We start from the raw sequence: 3,088 nt of genomic DNA on the forward strand, positions 1-3,088 counted from the left end.
AGCCAGGCGTCAAGCGGCAGTCGATCGCAGCCCAGGTCGGCCGCACACCGGCGACCGGCATGGAAATCCGCAAGGTCAAGACAGGCGAGGGACTCTGAAATGGTTGTCGGCATCGCACATTATCTGACCGTATCGGCTGTTCTGTTCACGCTCGGCGTGTTCGGCATCTTCCTGAACCGCAAGAACGTCATCGTCATCCTGATGTCGGTCGAGCTGATCCTGCTGGCGGTCAACATCAACTTCGTCGCCTTTTCGGCAGCACTCGGCGATCTGGTCGGCCAGGTGTTCGCGCTGTTCGTGCTGACGGTCGCGGCGGCCGAAGCCGCCATCGGACTTGCCATTCTCGTCGTCTTCTTCCGCAACCGCGGCTCGATCGCGGTCGAAGACGTGAACATGATGAAGGGTTGACGGAACCACCATGTATCAGGCCATCGTCTTCCTTCCCCTGCTCGGCTTCCTGATCGTCGGCCTGTTCGGCACGTCGCTCGGCGCCAAGGCGTCCGAATACATCACCTCGGGTTTCCTGGTGATCGCGGCCGTGCTGTCGTGGGTCGCGTTCTTCACCGTCGGTTTCGGCCATGGCGAGGTGTTCACCGTGCCCGTGCTGCGCTGGATACAGTCGGGTGGGCTGGAAGCGTCCTGGGCGCTGCGGATCGACACGCTGACGGTGGTCATGCTGGTGGTGGTCAACACCGTGTCGGCGCTGGTCCACATCTATTCGATCGGCTACATGCACCACGATCCGAACCGGCCGCGCTTCTTCGCCTATCTGTCGCTGTTCACCTTCGCCATGCTGATGCTGGTGACGGCGGACAACCTCGTGCAGATGTTTTTCGGCTGGGAAGGGGTGGGGCTGGCGTCCTATCTGCTGATCGGCTTCTGGTACAAGAAGCCGTCGGCCAATGCCGCGGCAATCAAGGCCTTTGTCGTCAACCGCGTCGGCGATTTCGGCTTCGCACTCGGCATCTTCGGCGTGTTCGTGCTGTTCGGCTCGGTCAATCTCGGCACTATTTTCGCCAATGCGGCGACGTTCATCCCGGCCGAAGGTGCACCGCAGGGTGCCGCGGTGCTGACTTTCCTTGGCCATGCGCTGGACAAGCAGGCGGCCATGACGATCGTCTGCCTGCTCCTGTTCATGGGCGCCATGGGCAAGTCGGCGCAAGTGCCGCTGCACACCTGGCTGCCGGACGCCATGGAAGGCCCGACGCCGGTTTCGGCCCTGATCCATGCCGCCACCATGGTGACGGCGGGCGTGTTCATGCTGGCGCGGTTGTCGCCGCTGTTCGAACTGTCGCATTCGGCGCTGACGGTCGTGACCTTCATCGGTGCCTTCACGGCCTTCTTCGCGGCCACCGTCGGTCTCGTCCAGAACGACATCAAGCGCGTCATCGCCTATTCGACCTGCTCGCAGCTCGGCTACATGTTCGTGGCGCTCGGCGTCGGCGCCTATGGCGCGGCGATCTTCCACCTGTTCACGCATGCCTTCTTCAAGGCGCTGCTGTTCCTCGGCTCGGGCTCGGTCATCCACGCCGTGTCCGACGAGCAGGACATGCGCAATATGGGCGGCCTCAGGAAACTGATCCCGACCACCTACTGGATGATGGTGATCGGCACGCTGGCGCTGACCGGCGTCGGCATTCCGGTGACGGTCATCGGCACCGCCGGCTTCTTTTCCAAGGACGCCATCATCGAGAGCGCCTTTGCCGGCCACAATTTGGTTGCCGGCATGGCCTTCGTGCTTTTGGTCATCGCCGCCTGCTTCACCTCCTTCTACTCCTGGCGGCTGATCTTCATGACCTTCCACGGCAAGCCGCGGGCGAGCCATGAGGTGATGCACCATGTCCATGAATCGCCGCCGGTGATGCTGGTGCCGCTGTTCATCCTGGCCGCGGGCGCGCTGTTTGCCGGCGTCATCTTCCACAACGCCTTCATCGGCGAGGGCTATGCCGAGTTCTGGAAGGCATCGCTGTTCACATTGCCTGACAATCACATCCTGCACGACATCCACGAATTGCCGCTGTGGGTCGAACTGTCGCCCTTCATCGCCATGCTGATCGGCTTCGCGCTGGCCTGGAAATTCTACATCCGCTCGCCGGAAATGCCGGTCAACCTGGCCGCGCAGCATCGCGGGCTCTACGCCTTCCTGCTCAACAAGTGGTATTTCGACGAGCTCTACGACTTCCTGTTCGTGCGGCCCGCCAAGCGCCTCGGCCACTTCCTGTGGAAGACCGGCGACGGCACCGTCATCGACGGCCTCGGCCCCGACGGTATTTCGGCGCGCGTCGTCGATGTCACCAACCGCGTCGTCAAGCTGCAGACCGGCTATCTCTACCACTACGCCTTCGCCATGCTGATCGGCGTTGCCGCACTCGTCACCTGGATGATGCTCTGATGACCGCCTGGCCAATCCTCTCGCTGGTCACCTTCCTGCCGCTGGTTGGTGTGCTGCTTATCCTATTCATCAATGACGACAGCGAAAATGCACGCCGCAACATCCGCGCCATCGCGCTGTTGACGACGACGTTCACGTTCATCATCTCGCTGTTCATCTGGACCGGCTTCGACAATTCGCAGTCCGGCTTCCAGTTCGTCGAGAAGGTCGCCTGGCTCGATTCCGGCATTTCCTACCATATGGGCGTCGACGGCATCTCGATGCTGTTCGTCATACTGACGACGTTCCTGATGCCGCTCTGCATCCTGGCATCGTGGGAATCGATCGAGAAGCGCGTCAAGGCCTACATGATTGCCTTCCTGCTGCTCGAAACGCTGATGATCGGCGTGTTCTGCGCGTTGGACATCGTGCTGTTCTACGTCTTCTTCGAAGCCGGCCTGATCCCGATGTTCATCATCATCGGCGTCTGGGGCGGCAAGCGGCGCGTCTACGCCTCGTTCAAGTTCTTCCTCTACACGCTCGCCGGTTCGGTGCTGATGCTGCTCGCCATCATGGCGATGTTCTTCCAGTCCGGAACAACCGACATCCCGACGCTGCTGACCCACAATTTCCCGGCCAACATGCAGACCTGGCTGTGGCTTGCCTTCTTCGCCTCGTTCGCGGTGAAGATGCCGATGTGGCCGGTGCACACCTGGC

3 protein-coding genes and 1 pseudogene are annotated in these 3,088 nt (G+C 61.6%); all 4 read left to right on the forward strand.

The window, feature by feature from the left end; all coding sequences use genetic code 11:
* A pseudogene (locus tag EN991_RS41195) lies at positions 1-98 on the forward strand (NADH-quinone oxidoreductase subunit J); the annotation flags it as partial.
* Position 99: 1 nt separating this feature from the next.
* Complete coding sequence (gene nuoK, locus EN991_RS29495) at positions 100-408, forward strand: NADH-quinone oxidoreductase subunit NuoK (protein WP_010910101.1); 309 nt, start codon at positions 100-102, stop codon at positions 406-408.
* A gap of 10 nt (positions 409-418) precedes the next feature.
* Positions 419-2,392: an NADH-quinone oxidoreductase subunit L gene (gene nuoL, locus EN991_RS29500; RefSeq protein WP_127370070.1), complete on the forward strand. Its 1,974-nt coding sequence runs from the start codon at positions 419-421 to the stop codon at positions 2,390-2,392.
* A partial coding sequence (locus EN991_RS29505; protein ID WP_164769455.1) for an NADH-quinone oxidoreductase subunit M occupies positions 2,392-3,088 on the forward strand: 697 nt, incomplete at its 3' end. The genes nuoL and EN991_RS29505, both read left to right, overlap by 1 nt.

It is taken from the genome of Mesorhizobium sp. M7A.F.Ca.US.005.03.2.1, assembly GCF_003997795.1.
Classification (GTDB): Bacteria; Pseudomonadota; Alphaproteobacteria; order Rhizobiales; family Rhizobiaceae; genus Mesorhizobium; species Mesorhizobium ciceri.